Raw genomic sequence first — 16166 nt, 5'->3', positions numbered from 1 at the left:
CTGGGGCCATGATGACCGGGGACGGAGAGGCGCGGATCGCCGCGGCGTACGCCGACTTCGGGCGCCGCTGGGCGCACGGCACCTCCCCGCTGTACGAGCGGTGGGCGGTCGGGTTCGCCGCTGCGCCGGGTCTCGTGGCGTGGCTCGCGGGGCTCCCCCCGCGGATGCGCCAGCCGAACCTGATCTTCGCCGCGATGCGGTGGAACGGATGCCCGCTCGACAGCTGGACGTCGGCGCACGCGTGGCTCGAGGGCAACGCCGAGGCCGTCATCGCCACCGCGGCGGCGCGGTCGACGCAGACCAACGAGCCCGGACGCTGCGCCACCCTCCTGCCGCCGCTGTCACGCCTGGCCGGCCCCCTCGCCCTGCTCGAAGTCGGAGCGGCCGCCGGGCTCTGCCTCTTCCCCGACCGCTACGGCTACCGGTACGAGACTCCGGCCGGTTCCCGCGTCATCCCGGGTTCTTCTGCGGTCGATCTGGAGTGCCGTACCGACCGCGACGACGTCGTGCCCGACGCCGCGCCCGACGTGGTGTGGCGCCGCGGAATCGACCTCTCCCCCGTCGACGCGGCCGACGCGGACGCCGTCGCGTGGCTCGAGACCCTGATCTGGCCCGGACCCGATCATGATCGCCGCGTCCGGCAACTGCGGGCGGCCTCCGCGGTCGTCGCCGCAGATCCCCCGAAGATCATCACCGGCGACCTCCTGACCCACCTGGAGGATGCCGCGGCGATCGCACCGGACGACGCCACCCTGGTGGTGTTCCACAGCGCGGTGCTGATGTACCTCGATGCGCCCGACCGCGACCGCTTCGCGACCCTCGTCACCGACCTGGCGCGGCGACTCGGCCGCGACGTCGTGTGGATCTCGAACGAAACGGTCGGCACCTTCTCCACGGTCGACTCCCGGCTCCCCGCCGGGCTCGACGGATCGGGCCGGTTCGTCCAGACGGTCGACGGCGTCCCGGTCGCCCTGGCCGGGCAGCACGGGGCGACATACGAGGTTGCTCCCTTCCGCCGCTGAGAACCCCCGCGACGTAACAGGAACTCCGGAGCCCGATGCGCGGACGAGAATGGAGCGATGGACTGGCAGACCTCCGAAGACACCGTGCCCTCCGCGCCGGTGACGGAGGCCGACGCCCGTTCGCTCCTCGGTCGCCCTCCGGCGACCGGAGCGTGGCGCGACGGAGACGCCCCTGGTCAGCGCCGCTTCGCCCCGCTCGGCGCGCTCCGCACCGAGAGCGGCGACGACATCCCGGTGGTGCGCCTCGCCTACGAGACCTGGGGGACGCTCAACGAGGCGCGCGACAATGCGATCCTGATCCTCCACGCCCTCACCGGCGACTCGCACGTGCGCGGACCCGCCGAGCCCGGGCATCCGACCAGCGGCTGGTGGGACGACATCGTCGGTCCCGGCGGCCCGGTCGACACCGACCGGTGGTTCGTCGTCGCGCCGAACATGCTGGGCGGATGCCAGGGCTCGACGGGCCCCGCGAGCATCGCTCCCGACGGCTACGAGTGGGCGGGGCGCTTCCCGTACCTGACCGTCCGCGACCAGGTCGCCGCGCAGGCGCGCCTCACCGACGCGCTCGGCATCCAGGCATGGGCCGCCGTGATCGGCGGGTCGATGGGCGGCATGCACGCGCTGGAATGGGCGGTGGGTCTCCCCGAGCGCGTCGAACGCCTCGCGGTCCTCTCGGCGCCGCCGGTGAACACCGCCGATCAGATCGCGCTGAATTCTGTGCAGCTCGGGGCGATCCGGCTCGACCCGCGCTTCGCAGGCGGGCAGTACTACGACGCCGGCGACGGCGACGGCCCGCACCGCGGACTGGCCCTCGCGCGCCGCATGGCGCTGCTGAACTACCGCTCACCCACGGAGTTGAACCAGCGCTTCCAGCGCTCCTGGCAGTCCGGGGTCAGCCCGCTCGGACACGGCGGACGCTTCGCCGTGGAGTCCTATCTCGACTTCCACGGGAACAAGTTCACGCGGCGCTTCGACGCGAACTCCTACCTCACCCTCGTCGAGGCGATGAACTCCCACGATGTCGGACGCGACCGCGGCGGCGTCGAGGAGGCTCTGCAGCGGGTCGATGCGCGGACGCTCGTCCTCGGCATCGACAGCGACCGCCTCTTCCCCATCGACGGGCAGCATCGCATCGCGCGCGGCATCCGTCACGCCATCGACGGAGATCACGCGGTCGTACTGGCGAGCGACTTCGGCCACGACGGATTCCTCATCGAGACGGCATCCGTCGGGGCGCACCTGCGCCGACTGCTGGAGGCCTGAGGACCCGACTCAGGAACCTTCGATCGCCGCCTCGAGGCGGGCGAGCTTGCCGTCCAGCTCTCCGGTGTACCCCGGACGGATGTCGGCCTTCAGCACCAGCGACACGCGCGAGCCGAACGGCGCGACGGCCTCGGTGGCACGCTTGACGACATCGAAGACCTCGTCCCACTCGCCTTCGATCTCGGTGAACATCGACGAGGTGCGGTGGGGCAGCCCGCTGTCGCGCACCACCCGTACCGCGGCGGCGACGGCATCGTGGACGGAGCCGTCGGCGCGGCCCGTTCCGCTCGGGGCGACGGAGAAGGCGACGATCATGGGGATCCTTCCGGAGTGGCAGGTCGGGAGTCGCCCGCGCGGACGCGGACGGCGGTGGGGACGGCGACGAGCCGCGCGGCGATCCAGACGAACAGGACCCCCTCCAGCAGGTTACGCCCCAGCAGCAGCGCGACCGCCGCGGGGTGCAGGGCGAGCAGCGCGTCGTACGCCCAGGGGAAGAGCACCTGGGTCGCCGCGGTCATGACCAGGGCGAGCAATGCCGGCGCCGCCCACGCCCGCCGGTCGACGACCAGCGCGAGCACGAACGGCGCGATGATCCACACCATGTACTGGGGCGAGCCGACCTTGTTCACCACGATGAGGGCGAGCACCAGCGACAGCGCGAGCGGAGGGAAGAGCGAGACGAAGCGCGCGCCGCGCGCGACCTTGACCGCACCGACGGCGGCGAGCGCCGCGGCCACGAGGACGAGGAGCGGCGTCATGAGCGCGATGACGATGTCGACGTTCGGGCCCGTGACCTGGAACGTGACGATGTCGGGGTCGTAGTACACCGCCGCTCCGGACGACCCGGCGAGCGCGAGCAGGACGTAGACCGAGCTGACCGGGGCTTCGAGTTGCAACCCCCGGGTCGTCTGGTCCCCGACGAAGCCGAGGAGGTGGGTCGCGCCGCCCGTCGAGAGTGCGAGGGCCACGACGACCGCGCTGAGCGCCGCACCGGCGCCGATGATCACCCCGCGCCGGCGGACCGCGATCACCGCGGCCAGGAGGAGCGCCGCGGGCCAGACCTTGATCCAGGTCGCCGCCGCCAACAGTGCCGAGGCGAGCCACGGGCGTCCGACGAGCCAGAGACAGCCGAGGATCGCCACCGGCACCGTGATCGCGTCGAGGCGGTACATGCCGACCCCGCCGAGGGCGAGGATCGCGGCGAGCCAGAAGAGGGCGGCGACGACGCGGCCGCGCGATCGCGCCGCTCCGATCAGGATGCCGAAGGCCACCGCATCCGCCGCCGTGACGAGCAGGCCCCACGCGAGCGTGTAATCGACGACGGCACCGAGGAACCCGGCCAGGACGATGGGGACCAGCGCGAGGGGCGGGTAGATCCACTCCGTCGTGACGCCGGGGATCGCGTCGCCCCGGATCGTCGAGCCGGCCCACCAGCGGTAGAGCTGATCGACGTCCCAGGAGGCCGCGCGTCCGTCGACGAGACCGAGGACGATCACGAGGGCGTGGGCGAGGGCGAACCCGCACCACAACGCCGCCCGCCTCGACACGGTCCCATCCTAGGGAGCGGGGGGCATCCGGCCGATGCTACGACGTGGGCGAGAGCACCGCGCCGATGACCGCGGGGACGGCATCCGCCACGTCCAGCGCCGTGATCGGACCGCCCGCGCGCTCGCTCGAGGCACGGCGGGCGGCGTGACCGTGCAACCACGCGCCGGTCGCGGCGAGTCCCGCCAGCCGGCGCGGGTCGAGCCGGGGCTGATCGGCCGCCGCGGCGGCCACGAGGGCGCCGATGATGCCCGCGAGCACGTCGCCCGTCCCCGCGGTCGCGAGCCACGGCGTGCCCGCGTCGACGGCGACGAGCGTGCCGTCCGGGTCCGCCACGAGGGTGCGGGCGCCCTTCAGCAGCACCACCGCACCGACGGCGCGCGCGGTCTCGACGACGGATGCCGCGGGGTCGGCGTCCGCGGCGGCGAGTCCGAGCGCGTCGCGCAGCCGATCGTGCTCTCGCGCGTGCGGCGTCAGGATGCGCGGCGCCGAGCCCCCCGGTGCGAGATCGAGAGCGCCCGCGTCGACGACGACCGCGACGTCCCCCGCGAGGAGGTCGCGCAGCGCCGAGGTCTCCTCGGGCGTCCGGGTCGCGGCATCCGTTCCGGACCCGAGGACCCACGCCTGCACGCGACCGAGAGCGGTGACCGTCTCGGGCCGTCGCGCGAGGACGAGGTCCTCCGCTCGGCGCGGACCGGCGTACCGGACCATGCCCGCGCCCGCCCGCCAGGCCGCCTCGACCCCGAGGACCGCGGCGCCCGGGTACGCGTCGGCACCGGTGCGCACCCCCACGACGCCGCGACGGTACTTGTCGTCGTCGGCGCGGGGCGCGCGCACGTGCGCCCGGACGTCCGATTCGGTCCACAGCGGGACCTCGTGCCCGTTCCGGTCGGTCATGTCAGGTCACCGCACTCCCCGCCGAGTGGCATCCTGCACCTCGCCGATGAGCTCCTCGATCACATCCTCGAGGAACAGCACCGCGGTGGTGGCGCCGTCGGCGTCACGGACCTGCGCGAGGTGGCGTCCCGCACGGCGCATGACCGCCAGGGCATCCTCGAGATCCGTCGTCTCCAGCACCGGCACCATGTGGTGGATCCGCTTGCTCGGAAGGGGCCGGGCGACATCCGCGGCCAGCTCCGGATCCTCCGCCGCGCGCAGCACGTCCTTGAGGTGGACGTATCCGACGGGGAGGCCGTCGTCGTCGATGATCACGTAGCGCGAGAAGCCGTGCTTCGCGACGGCCCGCTCGATCTCGACCGGGGTCGTCCGCTGCGGGAGGGTCACCAGATCGCTCATCGGCACGGCGATGTCGGCGGCCTTCTTGTCGGTGAACTCCATCACCGCCGCGACCGTGCCGGCGGCGTCGTCGAGCACGCCTTCGATGCGGGACTGGTTGACGATCGTGGCGACCTCTTCCAGCGTGAACGTCGACGCGGCCTCGTCCTTCGGCTCCACCTTCGCCAGCCGCACGATGTGGTTCGCGATCCAGTTCAGCGTGACGATGACCGGGTGGAACAGCTTCGACACCCACACGAGCGGGGGTGCGAGCATCAGGACGGCGCGATCGGGGACGCTGAAAGCGAGGTTCTTCGGAACCATCTCGCCGAAGACCACGTGCAGGTACGACACGATGAGCAGCGCCACGACGAATCCGATGGTGTCCACGAGCGCCTCCGGCAGCCCCGTGAGACCGAGCGGCTCGGCGAGGAGATGGTGGATCGCGGGCTCGGACACGTTCAGGATCAGCAGCGAGCAGATCGTGATGCCGAGCTGACTGGTCGCAAGCATCAGCGTCGCGTGCTCCATGGCGTACAGCGCGGTCTTCGCCGCCCGCGAGCCCCTCTCGGCGAGTGGCTCGATCTGGGACCGCCGCGCGGAGATGACGGCGAACTCGGCGCCGACGAAGAAGGCGTTGGCTGCGAGCAGCACGAACAGCCAAGCGAGTCCCGCCCAATCGTTCATCGACGCTCACCCGCCTTCGACTCGGCCGCGCGCGGGCTGCCGGGCGCGGCGACGGGAACCGGCGAGGGCGTGAACCGGACCCGGTCCACCCGGCGTCCGTCCATCCGGTGGACCTCCAGCTGTCCGTCGTCGATCGAGACCCGATCGCCGACGGCGGGGATGCGCTCCAGGACGCCCATGATGTAGCCGCCCACGGTGTCGTAGACCTCGCCCTCGGGGATCAGGATGCCGGTGCGGTCGCGCACCTCGTCGGGGCGCAGGTCGCCGGGGAGGAGGATCGAGTCGCCGCTGCGGACGACGCCCGCGCGGCGACGGTCGTGCTCGTCCAGGACTTCGCCGACGATCTCCTCGACGAGGTCCTCGAGCGTGACCACGCCCGCCGTTCCTCCGTACTCGTCGACGACGACGGCCATCTGATAGCCGCGGGCGCGGAGCTCGGCGACCAGCGCGTCGAGGTGCACGGCCTCGGGGACGCGCAGCGGCTCGGTCGACAGCGCCGCGGCGGGCACGTCGGCGCGACGCTCGCGCGGGACGCCGATCGCGGCCTTGAGGTGCACGATGCCGGTGATGTCATCCATGGAGTCGTCGTAGACCGGGAAGCGGCTGTGTCCGGTCCGGCGGGCGAGCTGGACGACGTCCTCCGCCGAGTCGCCGGCAGCCACGGCGTGGATGCTCGGGCGCGGGGTCATGACGTCGGCGGCGGTCAGCCGCGAGAAGCGGAGGCTGCGATCGAGGAGCGACGCGGTGTCCTTCTCCAGGACGCCGGCACTGGCCGAGCGGCGCACGAGGCTCGACAGCTCCTCGGCGGTGCGTGCACCGGACAGCTCTTCCTTCGGCTCCACGCCGAGGGCGCGGAGCACGCCGTTGGCGCTGCCGTTCAGCATCCGGATCGCGGGCCGGAAGACGGTCGTGAACGCGACCTGGAAGGGGATCACGAGCTTGGCGGTCTGACGCGGCACCGCGAGGGCGAAGTTCTTCGGGACGAGCTCGCCGATGATCATCGAGAAGATCGTGGCGACGCTGACGGCCACGACCACGGCGACGGGCGAGACGAGTGCCTCCGGCATCCCCCACGCGGCGAAGACCGGGCGCAGGAGGTTGGAGATGGCCGGTTCCATCGTGTAACCCGTGAGCAGGGTGGTCAGGGTGATGCCCAGCTGCGCGCTGGAGAGATGCGTCGAGGTGATCCGCAGCGCGCTGATGGTCAGCGACAACCGGGTCTCCCCCGCCTCGCGGCGGGCCTCGAGGTCGGCACGGTCGAGGTTGACCAGCGCGAATTCGCTGGCGACGAACAGTCCTGTCCCGATGGTGAGCAGCAGCCCCACGCCCAACATGACGTAATCCATCACACGTCACCTCCCTCGTGCGGGGAGGCGGAGCGGTGGGGCACGGGTCTGCAACTAGGAGGGTCGTCCATGGAGCAGAAGTGTACGGGACGACGCCGAACGGATGCCGCCCCGAGCACCCCGGACCGAACTCCTCCTATCCGCACCCGAAACGGCCCGGAAGGGGCGGATCGGCCCCGGGGTGCACGGATCAGAGGAGTTGCGCACGCGCGGACGCGGGCACCGCGCCCGCCGGCGCGGCTACCAGCTGACCGGCAGGGCCTTGCCCTCTTCGTATCCGGCTGCGGATTGCAGGCCGACGCGGGCGCGCGCATGGAAGTCGGGCACCGTGGCCGCTCCCGCGTAGGTGAACGACGACCGGACGCCGGAGGTGATCATGTCCAGCAGGTCCTCCAGACTCGGCCGCAGCGGGTCGATGTAGATGCGGGAGGACGAGATGCCCTCGGCGAACAGCTCCTTGCGCGCGAGCTCATACGGGTCGAGCCGTCCGAAGCGCTCGAGCACCGCCTTCGTCGAGGCCATGCCCCACGATTCCTTGTACGCGCGTCCGTCGGCGTCGGTGCGCACCTCCCCCGGCGCCTCGATCGTGCCGGCGAACCACGAGCCGATCATGACGGATGCCGCTCCCGCCGCGAGTGCCAGCGCGACGTCCCTCGGGTAGCGCACGCCCCCGTCCGCCCACACGTGCGCGCCACGCTTGCGCGCGGCTTCGGCCGTCTCGAGGACGGCGGAGAACTGCGGCCGACCGACGGCCGTCATCATGCGCGTCGTGCACATCGCACCGGGACCGACCCCGACCTTCAGGATGCCGGCGCCGGCGTCGACGAGGTCGGCGACCCCGTCCGCGGTGACGACGTTGCCGGCGGCGATCGGCACGCCGAGCCCGAGACCCGACACGGTCTGCAGCGCCTGCAGCATCCCCTCCTGGTGTCCGTGCGCGGTGTCGACGACGAGGACGTCGACACCGGCGGCCACCAGGGCGCGCGCCTTCGCGGCCACGTCGCCGTTGATGCCGACCGCGGCCGCCACGATCAGGCGCCCGTCGGCGTCGACCGCGGGGCGGTAGAGCGTCGCGCGCAGCGCGGTCCGCGGCGAGAGCGTCCCCACGAGGTGGCCGCGTTCCGTCACGCAGACCGTCGCCGCCCCCGCGGCGACGAGGACGTCGAAGGCGTCGCGGGGCGAGCCGATGTCCTCGGCCTCGATCGACACCGCATGCCCGCGGACGAGGTCGCCGAGCCGCGCATCCGCCAGCGCGGTGCCGAGGCGCTCGGCGGGGACGATCCCGAGGATCCGATCGTGCGGGACGCCCGCGTCCGGCGACTCCGCGGAGGGGGCGACCACGATCCCGTGGCCGGGGGTGGCCGGAAGCAGGCGCGCCGCGTCGGCGACGGTGGCCTCCGGGGGCAGGACGAGCGGGGTGTCCCAGCGCACCGGCTGGCTCTTGACCCACCGGATCGCGGCATCCAGCTCCTGCAGGGGCATGTCCTGAGGCAGGACGCCGAGCCCTCCGCGGCGGGCGAGGGTGGCGGCCAATCGCGCCCCCGTGACGGAGTTCATGTTCGCCGAGACGAGCGGGATCGTGGCGTTCGTGCCGTCCTGCGGCGACAGATCCACATCGAGCCTGCTCGTCACCGCCGAGCGGCGCGGGACGAGGAAGACGTCGGAGTAGGTCAGATCGACGTCGGGCTGCGCTCCGTAGAACTCCATGGCGCCCAAGAGTAGTGACCGTTCCTGTGCGGGTGATTCTGCCGATTCTTATCGCTGATGAGAGCGTCCGGCCCCCGAACGCCGGGCGCGGATGGGGTTAGGCTTGTGTGGTCGTGCGCGTGAGCGCGTCCGCGCCCCCGCGACCCACGGACATTCATCGATGAAAGCAGGCGATCCAGCGTGTCGAGCCAGGTGACGGGCCTTGGAGTTTCGAACGAAGGAGAGTTCGGAGCCAACGAATGGCTCGTCGACGAGCTGTACGAGCAGTACCGCGTCGATCCGAACTCCGTCGACAAGGCCTGGTGGCCGATCCTCGAGTCCTACACGCCGGTGGACGGCGGCGGGAAGTCGGCGGCACCGGCGGCACCTGCCGCTCCCACCGCCTCGGTCACCGAGGCCGCTCCCCCGTCGCCGACGGAGCCGAAGCCGGTGACCGCGGCGATTCCGACCGTCGCGTCCGGGTCGCAGCCCGTCGCGCGCACCACCGCGCGCCCCGCGTCGCCGCAGCCGATCCCCGCCCAGGCTCCCGCAGCCGCGCCGGCCGAGGCGAGCGAGCAGGCCGAGGACCAGGTGACGGTCCTGAAGGGGATGCCGAAGGCGCTCGCGGCCAACATGGACGAGTCCCTCACCGTCCCCACCGCGACGAGCGTGCGGACCGTGCCGGCGAAGCTCATGATCGACAACCGGATCGTGATCAACAACCACATGTCGCGCACGCGCGGCGGCAAGGTGAGCTTCACCCACCTCATCGGCTGGGCGATCATCCAGGCGCTCAAGGAGTTCCCGAGCCAGAACGTCTTCTACGCGGATGTCGACGGCAAGCCGTCGGTCGTCGCACCGGCGCACGTGAACCTCGGCATCGCCATCGACCTCCCCCGCCCCGACGGCACCCGCGCGCTGCTCGTTCCGAGCATCAAGCGCGCCGACCAGCTGACCTTCGGTGAGTACCTCAGCACCTACGAGGACCTCGTCTCGCGCGCCCGCAAGAACAAGCTGACGGCGGCGGACTTCCAGGGCACCACGATCTCCCTCACGAACCCCGGCGGCATCGGCACCGTGCACTCGGTGCCGCGCCTGATGAAGGGGCAGGGCTGCATCGTCGGCGCCGGAGCGCTGGAGTACCCGGCCCAGTTCCAGGGTGCGAGCGAGAAGACGCTCAGCGAACTGGCGATCGGCAAGACGATCACGCTGACCTCCACCTACGACCACCGCGTGATCCAGGGCGCCGGTTCCGGCGAGTTCCTCAAGAAGGTGCACGAGTTGCTCATCGGGCAGCGCGACTTCTACGACGCGATCTTCGCCGAGCTGCGCATCCCCTACGCACCGATCCACTGGGCGAACGACATCAACGTCGACCTCGCCGAGCGCGTCGACAAGACCTCGCGCGTGCAGGAGCTCATCAACTCCTTCCGTGTCCGCGGGCACCTCATGGCGGACATCGATCCGCTCGAGTACGTTCAGCGCACCCACCCGGACCTCGAGATCGAGAACCACGGGCTCACCTTCTGGGACCTCGACCGCGAGTTCGTCACGGGCGGTTTCGGCGGCAAGCGCCAGCTCAAGCTCCGCGACATCCTGGGCGTCCTCCGCGACTCGTACTGCCGCACCATCGGCCTCGAGTACATGCACATCCAGGACCCCGAGCAGCGCGCGTGGTTCCAGCGCAACGTCGAGCAGAAGTACCAGAAGCCCACGCACGACGAGCAGCTGCGGATCCTCGACAAGCTGAACCAGGCCGAGGCGTTCGAAACGTTCCTGCAGACGAAGTACGTCGGCCAGAAGCGCTTCAGCCTCGAGGGCGGCGAGTCGCTCATCCCGCTGCTCGACGAGATCCTCCAGGGCGCCGCGCAGGCAGGGCTCGACGGAGCCGCGATCGGCATGGCCCACCGCGGACGCCTGAACGTGCTCACCAACATCGCCGGGAAGACGTACGGTCAGGTCTTCCGCGAGTTCGAGGGCCAGGTGGCGATCGGATCGAAGAGCGGGTCCGGCGACGTGAAGTACCACCTCGGCACCGAGGGGACCTTCTCCGCCGACGACGGCGCCGAGCTCCCGGTCTACCTCGCCGCGAACCCTTCGCACCTCGAGACCGTCGACGGCGTGCTCGAGGGCATCGTCCGCGCCAAGCAGGACCGCAAGCCCATCGGCACCTTCTCGTGGCTGCCGATCCTGGTGCACGGCGATGCGGCCTTCGCCGGCCAGGGCGTGGTCGTGGAGACCCTCCAGATGTCGCAGCTGCGCGGCTACCGCACGGGCGGAACGGTCCACGTGGTGGTCAACAACCAGGTCGGCTTCACCACCACCCCGCAGGATGCCCGGAGCTCGGTGTACGCCACCGACGTCGCCAAGACGATTCAGGCGCCGATCCTGCACGTCAACGGCGATGACCCAGAGGCCGTCACGCGCGTCGCGCAGCTGGCGTTCGCCTATCGCGAGGAGTTCCACCGCGACGTCGTCATCGACCTGGTCTGCTACCGCCGCCGCGGTCACAACGAGGGCGACGACCCCTCGATGACCCAGCCCCTCATGACGAACCTCATCGAAGCGAAGCGGTCGGTCCGCCGCCTGTACACCGAGTCCCTCGTGGGTCGCGGCGACATCACCGAGGAGGAGTACGAGCAGGCCAAGCGCGACTTCCAGAACCGCCTCGAGGTCGCCTTCGCCGAGACGCACGCCGCCGAGACCGGCTCTTCCCCGGTGGTGGATGCCGAGGCCGACGTCGAGCCCGCATCCGGCCAGCCCGAGTCCACGGGCGTCTCCCGGGAGGTCGTGCACCTCATCGGCGATGCGTTCGTGAACAAACCGGAGGGCTTCACCGTCCACGCGAAGCTCCAGCAGCTGCTGGACAAGCGCGCGGACATGAGCCGCAACGGGTCGATCGACTGGGCCTTCGGCGAGCTGCTGGCCTTCGGGTCCCTCCTCCTGGAGAAGACCAATGTGCGTCTGGCCGGTCAGGACTCGCGCCGCGGCACGTTCGTGCAGCGCCACTCGGTGCTCCACGACCGTGCGAACGGCCAGGAGTGGATCCCGCTGACCAACCTCAGCGAAGACCAGGGACGCTTCTGGGTCTACGACTCGCTCCTGAGCGAGTACGCCGCGATGGCCTTCGAGTACGGCTACTCGGTGGAGCGGGCCGACGCTCTGGTGTTGTGGGAGGCGCAGTTCGGCGACTTCGGCAACGGGGCGCAGTCCGTGATCGACGAGTTCATCTCGTCGGCGGAGCAGAAGTGGGCGCAGCAGTCGAGCGTCGTCCTCCTCCTCCCCCACGGCTACGAGGGTCAGGGACCGGACCACTCGTCCGCGCGGATCGAGCGGTACCTGCAGATGTGCGCGCAGGACAACATGACCGTCGCACGGCCGTCCACGCCGGCGTCCTACTTCCACCTCCTGCGGCGCCAGGCCTATGCCCGTCCGCGCCGCCCACTGGTGGTGTTCACGCCGAAGGCGATGCTGCGTCTGCGCGGAGCGACCAGCCCGGTCGAGGACTTCCTCTCCGGCCGCTTCGAGCCGGTCATCGACGACACCCGTTCGATCGACGCCGCCGGGGTGAAGCGCGTTCTCCTGCACGCCGGCAAGATCCACTGGGACCTCAAGGCCGAGCTGGAGAAGAACCCGAACGACGCGATCGCGCTCGTCCGCCTGGAGCAGTACTACCCGGCGCCGATCGACGAGTTGCGCGGAGTGCTCGAGCGCTACCCGGACGCCGAGCTCGTGTGGGTCCAGGACGAGCCCGAGAACCAGGGCGCCTGGCCGTTCATCGCGCTGGATGTCGTGCCGCAACTCGACGGCCGCACCATCCGGGTCGTGTCCCGGTCCGCCGCGGCGTCGACGGCGACCGGTTCGCCGAAGGTCCACGCCGTCGAGCAGGCCGCGATCATGACGGCGGCTCTCACCCTCTGAATCGTCGCAGACGCGACGCGCACGACGTCACGCCGCCGGTCATCCTTCGGGATGCCGGCGGCGTCGTCGTCAGTGGGTCGCCTGGATCGCGCGCAGGCGCTCGAGCACCTGATCGCGCAGCTCTTCGGGCGCGGCTTCCTTGCAGGCGCGCGCGACCACCTCGGTCAGCGTGCGCGCCACCAGCGCCTCGTCCCGGCATCCCTGGCAGTTCTCCAGGTGCTCGGCGATGTCGGTGTGCTGGGTCTTGCACACCTCGTTGCGCAGGAACTCCTCCAGCTCGCGCTGCGCCTTCTCGCAACCGCAATCGGTCATTTCGCACTCCTCGTGGCGGCACCGGCGATGCCGCGCTCCGTCGCATAGTCGGCCAGCAGGTCACGCAACATGCGCCTGCCGCGGTGCAGGCGGCTCATGACCGTGCCGATCGGTGTCTTCATGATGTCGGCGATCTCCTGGTACGCGAAGCCCTCGACGTCGGCGAGGTACACCGCGAGCCGGAAGTCCTCCGGGATCGCCTGCAGGGCGTCCTTCACCACGGATGCCGGCATGTGATCGATCGCTTCGGCTTCGGCGGACCGACTGGCCCGGGCCGTGGTGGACTCCGCTCCGCCGAGCTGCCAGTCCTCCAGCTCGTCGATGGTGCCCTGATACGGCTCCCGCTGCTTCTTGCGATAGATGTTGATGTAGGTGTTGGTGAGGATCCGGTACAGCCACGCCTTCAGGTTGGTGCCCTGCGTGAAGGTCTGCCAGGAGGCGAAGGCCTTGACGAACGTCTCCTGGACGAGGTCGGCGGCGTCCGCGGGGTTGCGCGTCATCCGCATGGCGGCGGCGTACAACTGATCCATGAACGGGAGCGCCTGCTCCTCGAACTGGGTGCGCGCATCGGGCGCCTGGTCGGGCTGTTCGCTCATCAGGCGCCAGTCTACGGCGGCGTCCGCGCGTTCGAGCATGACGGTCACGACGGTGGCACTCCTTTCCGGCCGGCTCCGCCGCGCGTGGGGCGTGGCGGTGGGTGTCACTAGGCTAGGAACCGATGAGCGCCGATCGGTATTCCCCTGCCACCTCGACGTCCGCGACCTGGCTCGCGCCGAGGGCGGAGTCCGACCTGCACGCGACCGTGACCGTCCCGGGTTCGAAGTCGCTGACGAACCGCGAACTGATCCTCGCCGCCCTCGCCGACGGCCCCGGACGACTCCTGGCTCCGCTGCACTCGGACGATTCTGCGCGCATGGTCGACGCCCTCCGTGCGCTCGGCGTCGGCGTCACCGAGGAGGAGGGCTCCGGGCCCTTTGGGCCGGACCTCCTCATCGAGCCCGTGTGGCCCCTGCGCGGCGACGCGGTGGTGGACTGCGGGCAGGCGGGCACGGTGATGCGCTTCGCGGCGGCGGCCGCCGGGTTCGCACAGGGCGAGGTGACCCTCACCGCGCACGAGAGCGCGCTGCACCGACCGATGGGCGCCATGATCTCCGCCCTCCGCGACGTCGGCGTCGACATCGACGACGGCGGCAGCTGGGCCCTCCCCTTCGTGGTGCGCGGCCACGGTCATGTGCGCGGCGGCGAGGTGACCATCGACGCCAGCGCCTCCAGCCAGTTCGTGTCAGGCCTGCTGCTGGCCGCTCCGCGCTTCGACGTGGGACTGCACCTCGTCCATTCGGGTCATCGCCTGCCGAGCATGCCGCACATCGACATGACGGTCGAGAGCCTCGCGCACCGCGGGGTCCACGTCGAGCGCCCGCGCCCCGGCGAGTGGATCGTGCCCCCGGGGGCGCTCCGCGCGAAGGACATCGCGATCGAGCCCGACCTCTCCAACGCCGCCCCCTTCCTGGCCGCGGCGATGATCGCGGGCGGGTCGGTGTCGGTGACGGGCTGGCCGGCGCACTCCACGCAGCCGGGTGCGATGCTCGGCGACATCCTCTCTCTGATGGGCGCCCGGGTGTCGCGGCGCGGTGGCGCACTCACCGTCACGGCGGGCGCCGGAATCCACGGTGTCGACCTCGATCTGTCCGCGGCCGGCGAGCTGACCCCCACCATCTTCGCGCTGGCGGCCTTCGCCGATGCGCCGACCACTCTCTACGGCATCGGCCACATCCGCGGCCACGAGACGGATCGCATCGCCGCCCTCGTGGGCGAGCTGCGCGGCCTCGGTGGCGAAGCGCACGAGCTGGAGGACGGCATCCGCATCGTCCCGCGTCCCCTTCACGGAGGTCTCTGGCGGGCTCACCACGATCACCGCCTCGCCACGACGGGCGCGCTCATCGGGCTGGCGGTGGACGGGGTCGAGATCGACGACATCGGCACGACCGCCAAGACGATGCCGCAGTTCCCGGAGCTGTGGCGGAGCATGCTCGAGGGCGCATGAGCTGGCTCGACGACCTCGACGACGAGGACGACGCGGACTTCGACGAGAGCGACATCCGCGTCCGGCCGAACCCGAAGGCCAACCGTCCGCGCACCAAGCGGCGCCCCGCCCACGCGGACGCGGCCGTGGCGCGCGTTCTCGGCGTCGACCGCGGCCGATACACCGTGCTCGTCGACGAGGACACTCCGCAGGAGCGGACGATCCTCGCGGTGCGCGCGCGCGAGCTGCGCAAGACCCCCATCGTCACCGGAGACCGGGCACGGGTCGTGGGCGACCTCTCCGGCTCCGAAGGGACGCTCTGTCGGATCGTCGGGATCCTGGACCGCCGGTCCCTCCTCCGCCGCAGCGCCGACGACACCGACCAGGTCGAGCGCATCATCGTCGCCAATGCCGACCAGATGCTCGTCGTCGTCGCCGCCGCGGATCCGGAACCACGGGCCCGCCTCGTGGACCGCTACCTCGTCGCCGCCCTCGACGCCGGGGTACGCCCCCTCCTCGTCGTGACGAAGACCGATCTCGCCGATCCCACCGAGTTCCTCGCGCATTTCGAAGGACTGGGTCTCGAGGTCTTCACCAGCGGGCAGGGCGCCGGACAGATGCCGCTGGAGCAGATCGGGAACGCCCTCGTCGGACACTCCACGGTGTTCGTCGGGCACTCCGGCGTCGGCAAGTCCACTCTCGTCAATGCCCTCGTGCCCGAGGCGGGACGCGCGACGGGTCATGTGAACCAGGTGACGGGCCGCGGTCGTCACACCTCGAGCTCGACGGTGTCGCTGCGCTATCGCGGCGCCGCGGGCAACGGCTGGGTCATCGACACACCCGGCGTCCGCTCCTTCGGCCTGGGCCACGTCGACCCCGCGAACATCCTCCGCGCGTTCACCGATCTGGACGAGGTCGCCCGGCGCTGTCCCCGCGGCTGCACGCACCTCCCCGATGCACCGGACTGCGCGATCGTCGAGGCGGTCGCGGCGGGCGAACTCGGGCCCGGAGGCGAGGCGCGCCTGGACTCCCTCCAGCGCCTGCTGGAGACCTTCGCCGCGGGTCGCCGGGGTCCCATAGGCTGAG

Annotated in this window: 13 protein-coding genes; 5 read left to right on the top strand and 8 right to left on the bottom strand. The window is 71.2% G+C overall.

Annotated features, from left to right (window positions below):
* Window positions 1-8: 8 nt before the first annotated feature.
* Both AB0O93_RS11805 and AB0O93_RS11800 read left to right on the top strand, forming a co-directional pair.
* Entirely contained in the window at window positions 9-1022 is a 1014-nt protein-coding gene (locus AB0O93_RS11805; protein ID WP_363343556.1) for a DUF2332 domain-containing protein, read from the top strand.
* Window positions 1023-1079: 57 nt separating this feature from the next.
* On the top strand, window positions 1080-2285 hold the full coding sequence (locus AB0O93_RS11800) for a homoserine O-acetyltransferase (RefSeq protein ID WP_363343554.1): 1206 nt from the start codon (window positions 1080-1082) through the stop codon (window positions 2283-2285).
* Window positions 2286-2294: 9 nt separating this feature from the next.
* Here the strand turns inward: AB0O93_RS11800 and AB0O93_RS11795 are convergent, their stop codons facing one another.
* The 6 genes from AB0O93_RS11795 to AB0O93_RS11770 form a co-directional block, all read right to left on the bottom strand.
* Entirely contained in the window at window positions 2295-2600 is a 306-nt protein-coding gene (locus tag AB0O93_RS11795; RefSeq protein ID WP_236968308.1) for a thiamine-binding protein, read from the bottom strand.
* Window positions 2597-3832, bottom strand: coding sequence for a hypothetical protein (locus AB0O93_RS11790; RefSeq protein ID WP_363343552.1), 1236 nt, complete (start codon window positions 3830-3832; stop codon window positions 2597-2599). Before AB0O93_RS11790 ends, AB0O93_RS11795 begins: the two co-directional genes overlap by 4 nt.
* A 37-nt stretch (window positions 3833-3869) precedes the next feature.
* The gene (locus tag AB0O93_RS11785; RefSeq protein ID WP_363343550.1) at window positions 3870-4727 is read right to left on the bottom strand and encodes an ADP/ATP-dependent (S)-NAD(P)H-hydrate dehydratase; all 858 of its coding nucleotides are present in this window, start codon (window positions 4725-4727) and stop codon (window positions 3870-3872) included.
* Window positions 4728-4733: 6 nt separating this feature from the next.
* Window positions 4734-5792 carry a hemolysin family protein gene (locus AB0O93_RS11780; protein WP_363343548.1) on the bottom strand — a complete coding sequence of 353 codons (1059 nt, stop codon included), beginning with the start codon at window positions 5790-5792 and terminating at the stop codon, window positions 4734-4736.
* Window positions 5789-7138: a hemolysin family protein gene (locus tag AB0O93_RS11775; protein WP_363343546.1), complete on the bottom strand. Its 1350-nt coding sequence runs from the start codon at window positions 7136-7138 to the stop codon at window positions 5789-5791. Before AB0O93_RS11775 ends, AB0O93_RS11780 begins: the two co-directional genes overlap by 4 nt.
* Before the next feature lie 240 nt (window positions 7139-7378).
* On the bottom strand, window positions 7379-8845 hold the full coding sequence (locus AB0O93_RS11770; RefSeq protein ID WP_363343544.1) for a GuaB1 family IMP dehydrogenase-related protein: 1467 nt from the start codon (window positions 8843-8845) through the stop codon (window positions 7379-7381).
* Window positions 8846-9025: 180 nt separating this feature from the next.
* Here AB0O93_RS11770 and AB0O93_RS11765 point away from each other — a divergent pair, with 180 nt between their 5' ends.
* A complete protein-coding gene (locus AB0O93_RS11765; protein WP_363343542.1) occupies window positions 9026-12745 on the top strand; it encodes a multifunctional oxoglutarate decarboxylase/oxoglutarate dehydrogenase thiamine pyrophosphate-binding subunit/dihydrolipoyllysine-residue succinyltransferase subunit in 3720 nt (1239 codons plus the stop codon).
* A 69-nt stretch (window positions 12746-12814) separates the two neighbouring features.
* Here AB0O93_RS11765 and AB0O93_RS11760 read toward each other — a convergent pair whose 3' ends face one another.
* Together AB0O93_RS11760 and AB0O93_RS11755 are read right to left on the bottom strand one after the other, a co-directional pair.
* Window positions 12815-13057, bottom strand: a complete 243-nt coding sequence (locus AB0O93_RS11760) for an alpha-ketoglutarate decarboxylase (RefSeq protein ID WP_053547686.1) — start codon at window positions 13055-13057, stop codon at window positions 12815-12817.
* Entirely contained in the window at window positions 13054-13653 is a 600-nt protein-coding gene (locus tag AB0O93_RS11755) for a sigma-70 family RNA polymerase sigma factor (RefSeq protein WP_310892175.1), read from the bottom strand. Before AB0O93_RS11755 ends, AB0O93_RS11760 begins: the two co-directional genes overlap by 4 nt.
* A gap of 122 nt (window positions 13654-13775) precedes the next feature.
* Here AB0O93_RS11755 and aroA point away from each other — a divergent pair, with 122 nt between their 5' ends.
* Together aroA and rsgA are read left to right on the top strand one after the other, a co-directional pair.
* On the top strand, window positions 13776-15101 hold the full coding sequence (aroA, locus tag AB0O93_RS11750) for a 3-phosphoshikimate 1-carboxyvinyltransferase (protein ID WP_363343539.1): 1326 nt from the start codon (window positions 13776-13778) through the stop codon (window positions 15099-15101).
* A complete protein-coding gene (rsgA, locus tag AB0O93_RS11745; RefSeq protein ID WP_363343537.1) occupies window positions 15098-16165 on the top strand; it encodes a ribosome small subunit-dependent GTPase A in 1068 nt (355 codons plus the stop codon). The genes aroA and rsgA overlap by 4 nt, the downstream gene beginning before the upstream one ends.
* Window position 16166: the final 1 nt, after the last annotated feature.

Origin of the sequence: Microbacterium sp. NPDC077184 (assembly GCF_040687055.1) — a bacterium.
In the GTDB taxonomy this organism is placed as follows: domain Bacteria; phylum Actinomycetota; class Actinomycetes; order Actinomycetales; family Microbacteriaceae; genus Microbacterium.
This window is presented reverse-complemented; position numbering and strand designations above follow the sequence as displayed.